Origin of the sequence: Yersinia proxima (genome assembly GCF_902170785.1) — a bacterium.
Lineage (GTDB): Bacteria > Pseudomonadota > Gammaproteobacteria > Enterobacterales > Enterobacteriaceae > Yersinia > Yersinia proxima.
The window spans coordinates 489617-495616 of the sequence record NZ_CABHYG010000016.1 but is presented as its reverse complement, the minus strand read 5'-3'; the positions used below and the strand labels follow the sequence as shown (position 1 = coordinate 495616).

Here is a 6000-nt window from a genome sequence, read left to right as displayed (position 1 = left end):
GTAAGTGCAGCGATGCATTGAGCTAACCAGTACTAATGATCCGTGAGGCTTAACCTTACAACACCGAAGGTGTTTTGTATTTGAGAGAGTGATATTGATTTTCAGCGATGATTCCAGATTGGATTGGCTGGCTGTGCAGGGAACTGTGTAGCGGGTTAATTGAAACAGAATTTGCCTGGCGGCCATAGCGCGGTGGTCCCACCTGATCCCATGCCGAACTCAGAAGTGAAACGCCGTAGCGCCGATGGTAGTGTGGGGTCTCCCCATGCGAGAGTAGGACACTGCCAGGCATCAAATAAGCCGAGACCCCATGCCAAAAGCGTGGGGTTTTTGCTATGTGTGAAATATAAAAAGCGATAGAAATAGTTTTTGCATGGAATTTAGTGTGAATTCTTGTGCGTGAAAAACCTAAATAGAAGAGAAGGCTACCCTGGCGGGTGGCCTTTTTTGCTTTATGGTTCTGACAGGGACGAGCCGAGCATGATATACGATAAACAGGGTAACGTGTCAATTGACTGCCTGATAGAGGCTGTAACCAGTCACCGCGCCGGCGACATCCCAGGCAAAGTCTTTCCAACTCCAACCAGTACCACCTTGGCGGCTATCATATAGCTCTTTGCCCGCGCCGATACCTATCGAAAATAACAGACCGAAATTACGGCTTCTTACATCAGACCAATTCTGATGTTCGCCATAGGCTGTACCCGCAGCAGCCAATGCGGCAGAGGTAAAGAAATGTTGTGCTTTGTCCTTCCCCGTCCAACTGTCATTGGCTGTATGGGTGCATGCAGAACTGGCAAAAAGTAGCGGGGCAAAAATTAATGGACGAAGATAAGGTGAGCACCACATGCAGTCTCTCCTTTGGCCTGAGACAAAAAAACCGGCGTAGCACCGGGTTTTTTGTTTTAGATTTACAGAATACGACTAATCAGCCGGTCGATACGAATTCTGCGTAAGCGACGGATCAGCTTACGTACCTTGACCGGATATTGCTGAATATTCTCAAGTTCAAGGTAGTGTGAAACAACTTTAGTATGAGTTCGAATGCATTCCAGCTCTTTTGCTCGCTGCTCATGCATCTCATGCTTAGGATCGTGGATCAAAATGGCATTTTCCAGATCCAGGCGCCATGCGCGTGGGTTCAGGTTATTACCCGTAATCAACTGCCAGTTATTATCTACCCACATCCCTTTCAGATGATAGGTATTGTCGCCATCTTTCCATAAACGAACAATCAGTTGGCCATTATCCACAAAACGCTGTAAGCGGCTGAGGAAGCGGCGCAAGTTGATTTCGTATAAATACGGCAGGGCACCGATAATTTTAAACGGCTGATCTTCTGGAATATAAAAGTCGTTTGCTGTTTTGTCGCCAACAATAATCTCAACCTGTTTACCTTCGCGCAGCAGATAAATGATATTGCGGACTAACAATGCGGGCAGATTGAAGTAGGGCGTGCAGATAGTGAGGCGTTCATCAGCAGAAGCCATTAAATGATGAATTGTCTTGTTGAGTTGGCTCTTTTTACCTAGCCCAACCAACGGAGTCACTGCTAACTCGTCATTACCAGCCTGTGCTGGGAATTGATAACCGATATCTCGCAGTGATGAGCGAAACTGGCGGGTTTCGTTTTTGATCTCGGGATTAGTCGGTCGATCGGTGCGATCGAGACGTTGAACAGCACCTGCGCTCAGAATCCGCTGCTTCACATAATCAACCATAATATTGGCTAATGATGGATTTGTGATTAATTGGTAACGATCATAACGATACTTATCATTTTGATAGAGATAGACGTCATTGATGCTGGCACCACTGTATATAACGGTGTCATCAATAACAAAACCTTTCAGATGTAATACGCCAAGGGCTTCGCGGGTATTCACCGGGACACCATAAACCGGAACACTGACGTCCGGATGCTTCTCTGCCATCTCACAATACCAATCTGCATTAGTATTAACGGCAGCGGCCCCAATACGGCCACGCTGCGCACGATGCCAGTCTACTAATACACAAATTTCTAGCTCAGGATGCCGTTGTTTGGCCTGATAGAGGGCGTTCATCACATCGCGACCTGCATCATCCTGCTCAAGGTAAAGCGCCACCAGATAGATACGTTTGGTCGCCTGGCCTATCAATTCCAGCAGAGTAGAGCGGAAAACCTTGGGGCAATAAAGCGTTTGGACATCATCAACTGGCTGGGGGAGTTTGGGCAGTTGTGCAAGGTGTTGTTGATGTTTGCTACGTTTGAATTTTGACAACATCACAGTGCGCTTCTTCTCTTGTTATTTGATGGCAGAACCGCCATATCCAAAAAAACACTAATCCATAGAGTCGGGCGATAATACCACTACTTTTCCGGATTGTGCGCAAGTTTTGCCAACCGTAGACTGAATCGCTTATCTATGTGGGCTATATCACGCCGATTCATGTAATTGAAATCAAAGTGTCAGCTCCAGATTAACGATCCCATCCTCCATCTGCACATCAATACTAAAACCCAGTTTTTTCGCCAACCCTATCATGCCGCGGTTGTTGGGCATAGTGACCGCGGTGAGGCGTGTTAAGCCGTGGCTACGGGTGTACTGGATCATTTTCTCAAGCAATTCTCGTCCCAGCCCCAGCCCTTTTAGATCTGAGCGCACCAATACCGCAAATTCTGCATCTATATTGTCAGGATCGGACAGCGCGCGCGTAACGCCAATGATTTCCGGCCCTGCCGCTGTTTGGCGCACAGCAACAAAGGCCATCTCACGATCATAGTCAATTTGGGTCATATTCGCCAAATCGTCGTGACTGAATTCGTTGATTTCGCTGAAGTAGCGATAATAGAGATCTTCTTTAGTCACTTGATCGATAAATAATTTTAGTAGCGGTTCATCTTCCGGCAAGATGGGGCGAAACAGGCAATCAGATCCGTCTTTTAGCACCACGGTTTGTTCTAACTCGTGTGGATAGGGGCGAATTGCCAGCCGCGCTTGTGGGTCACCAGTAACAGGTGCCAACTGCATTGATACATCCAGTAACGTGAACTCACTGCCAGAAGCAAGCACGGGATGAATATCTAAACGTGAGATTTCAGGGCAATCAAGAATCAGGTTCGAGACCTGCACCAGCAAGCGACTTAGCCCCGGGATATCCAAAGGTTGCAGTGAACCACGGCTGCGGATTTTTCCACCTTTGACCGCCTGGATAATCAGGTAGCGGGCTAATGCCATATTCAGCGGCGGTAATGCAACGGCGGCCTGTGTTTCATGGTGCCATTCAATACCGCCTTCCCCTAGCATAATCAGTGGGCCGAAGATGGCATCTTGCTCGACAGCAATCCGCAGCTCCTGTGCTCCAGCGCGGTTTGCCATACTTTGTACCAGTAAACCGTCGATACGGGCTTGAGGATAAGTCCGTTTCACGCGATCGAGGATATCGTCTGCGGCTCGTTGCACTTCCATTGCGGTACGCAGGTATAGCATGACTCCCTGAACTTCTGACTTGTGCGCAATATCTGGCGAGCGGAGTTTGATAGCCACCGGGTATCCTAGCTGCTCGGCGATGTGTACCGCTTCAACACTATCACTGGCAATCCAGGTTGGTAGCATGCTCAGGCCATAGGCTTCAAGGATTGGCTGTACTTCATGGGTATCCAGTTGAGTCGTTCCTTCTGCCAGCGCCTGGCGAATTAACTGGTGTACATGCGCAGTATTGGCCGTGAGGCCGACAGGCAACGCCGGTGTTTCTTTCAACTGTTTTTGGTTACGGCGGTATTCCACCATGTGCATAAAGGCGGTTATCGCGCCTTCTGGTGTACGATAGGTCGGGATACCGGCTTCCGTAAATAAACGCCGGGCATCTTGTGATGAATATTCACCGCACCAATTAGTTAGCAAAGTAATACGCTTGCCACGTGGGTGCTGGCGGATGGCCGATATCAATAACTCAGCGGTTTTACTGCCTGGTGCCGCAGCACTCGGTGAGTGGATCAGCAGTAGCGCGTCATAATCGGTGCTGTCCAATAAGGGCTTAAGCGCCGCTAAATAGCGCTCGGCGCTAGCATCATCTCGCAGGTCTATTGGGTTACGTAAGGAAACAAAAGGTGGTAGCGCTGCACTCAGCGCGGATTGGGTACTATCAGAGAGTGTAGCCAACTTACCGTTACGGCTAATTAACTCATCTAATGCCATTGCCGCTGGGGCTGCTCCATTACTCACAATTAGGAGCCGCTCACCGCGCAGTGGATGCATATGACTCAGCGTTTCTACTGCCGAAAATAGCTCGTGAGTATCCTGAACCCGTAACAGCCCAGCACGTTGAATGGCGGCATCATAGGCGGCGTCCAACCCTTGTTGACCATTGAGTAACTGTTGGGCGCGTTGGCTGCGGCCACTTTTTACCACCAGAATCGGTTTATTGCGCGAGGCACTGCGTGAAGCCGATAAGAAGCGACGCGCATCGCTAATATGCTCAATATACAACATGATAGCGCTGGTTTTACCGTCTCGGGCAAGGAAGTCGAGTAAGTCATCGACATCAATATCCAGGCTATCGCCCAGCGCAATAAAATAAGAGAACCCCACTTCCCGTTGCTGCGCCCAGTCCAAAATGGTGTTAGCTACCGCTGCTGACTGGGAGATAAACGCCAGTCGGCCTTTTTTGATAGGAACTGGTGAGAAGCTGGCATTTAACCCTTGCCACGGTGCCAGCAAACCTAAGCTGTTTGGGCCAAGCAGGCGCATGTGGTGACGCTGCGCGCAGGCTTTTAGCTCAGGAAATTGTTCAGTTGCCGCCGACAGGATAATCACAGCCTTACAGCCACGGGTACCCAAATCCTCCAGCAGAGTTAGGTTACGGCGATCATGGGTACATAAAATGGCTAAGTCAGGCGTGATGGGCAGGCTGGCGATATTGGCATAAGCCAATACACCGCAAACTGCTTTATGAGTAGGGGTGACAGGGAGGATTGGGCCATTGAACCCGCCATCCAGCAAATTGCGCATCATCAGAAAACCTGCACGCTCCGGTTTTTCAGAGGCACCAATAACGGCAATAGACTTCGGGCGTAGTAGTGCTTCTAATCCACGTTGGCTCATATTATCCCCGTCATCTTTCAAGTTGCATAAGTTAGAGGCTGCTTTACTGATTTTATGCGATATCTTCGATACTTGCTGTGACTCGGCCCACTGGATGATGAGGTTTTCCGGCTAAATATTGCTGACGGAAATAGTGGAAATGCGCGGTTAATCCATCCGCTGCCTGAATATCACCAGCTTGTTGCAGCAGGGCGGCGGCAACCTCGACAGTGCAATGTTGTTCCGGGCGTTGTGCTTCCCGCAGTAGATAATCCGAGGTGTTACTGACATTTAGCGACAACATAGGTAGTTCGGAAAGATACGGGCTTCGGCGGAACATTTTTTTAGCTTCAGTCCAGGTACCATCCAGTAAAATAAATAACGGTGGTTTATCGCTTACAGGTAATTGATTGAGTACCAGCCGGTCAGGGTCAGCATATTTTTCCGGAAAGACCACATAAGGCTGGCGAGAAGGGTCGCGTATTGCGGCTAACAGCTCAGGATCAACTTCTGTTCGCGCCCAGAGGAAGGCTTGAGTGTTTGGCAGAATATCAGCAATTAGTCGGCCGGTATTACTGGGCTTAAGGGGTTCGGTATCAAACATGATCAGGCAAAAGCGACTGCTGGCCGGTTGTGGTTTGATGGTGTCACACAAACAAAAACGCTCAGTCAGCAGGCAGCCTTGGCAGCGAATAGCGCGGCAACCACGGGCGCGATACGGGCGGGTAGACGCGGATAACCGCTGCTGGCGTAACCGCAGTACTGCATTTCCCGTCGTTATGACCGTAGGCAAAGCCTGGTCGGTAGTAGATGATTCAGTCACGACGGACTCCTGAAGAAATAGCGCTATTCTAATCAACCCCAGAGCTCAGTCATACCATAAAAGAAAAAACAACGCCCCAACAGAAAACTGTCAGGGCGTGGACTTTATCGG

The 6000-nt window shown here is 49.4% G+C and carries 4 protein-coding genes and 1 rRNA gene; 1 reads left to right on the top strand and 4 read right to left on the bottom strand.

The genetic code is table 11. The features are described 5' to 3' along the window. Window positions 1-174 precede the first annotated feature (174 nt). Window positions 175-290, top strand: a 5S ribosomal RNA gene (gene rrf / locus FTB31_RS16085). 217 nt (window positions 291-507) lie between these two features. Here the strand turns inward: rrf and FTB31_RS16080 are convergent. The 4 genes from FTB31_RS16080 to FTB31_RS16065 form a co-directional block, all read right to left on the bottom strand. Then, on the bottom strand, window positions 508-849 hold the full coding sequence (locus FTB31_RS16080; protein WP_050078969.1) for a YfiM family lipoprotein: 342 nt from the start codon (window positions 847-849) through the stop codon (window positions 508-510). A gap of 62 nt (window positions 850-911) precedes the next feature. Continuing rightward, entirely contained in the window at window positions 912-2264 is a 1353-nt protein-coding gene (pssA, locus tag FTB31_RS16075; RefSeq protein ID WP_400189470.1) for a CDP-diacylglycerol--serine O-phosphatidyltransferase, read from the bottom strand. Between the two features lie 180 nt (window positions 2265-2444). After that, a complete protein-coding gene (locus FTB31_RS16070) occupies window positions 2445-5087 on the bottom strand; it encodes a bifunctional acetate--CoA ligase family protein/GNAT family N-acetyltransferase (RefSeq protein WP_077174590.1) in 2643 nt (880 codons plus the stop codon). A 52-nt stretch (window positions 5088-5139) separates the two neighbouring features. Then, window positions 5140-5889, bottom strand: a complete 750-nt coding sequence (locus FTB31_RS16065; RefSeq protein ID WP_227731585.1) for a tRNA-uridine aminocarboxypropyltransferase — start codon at window positions 5887-5889, stop codon at window positions 5140-5142. Between the last annotated feature and the right edge of the window lie 111 nt (window positions 5890-6000).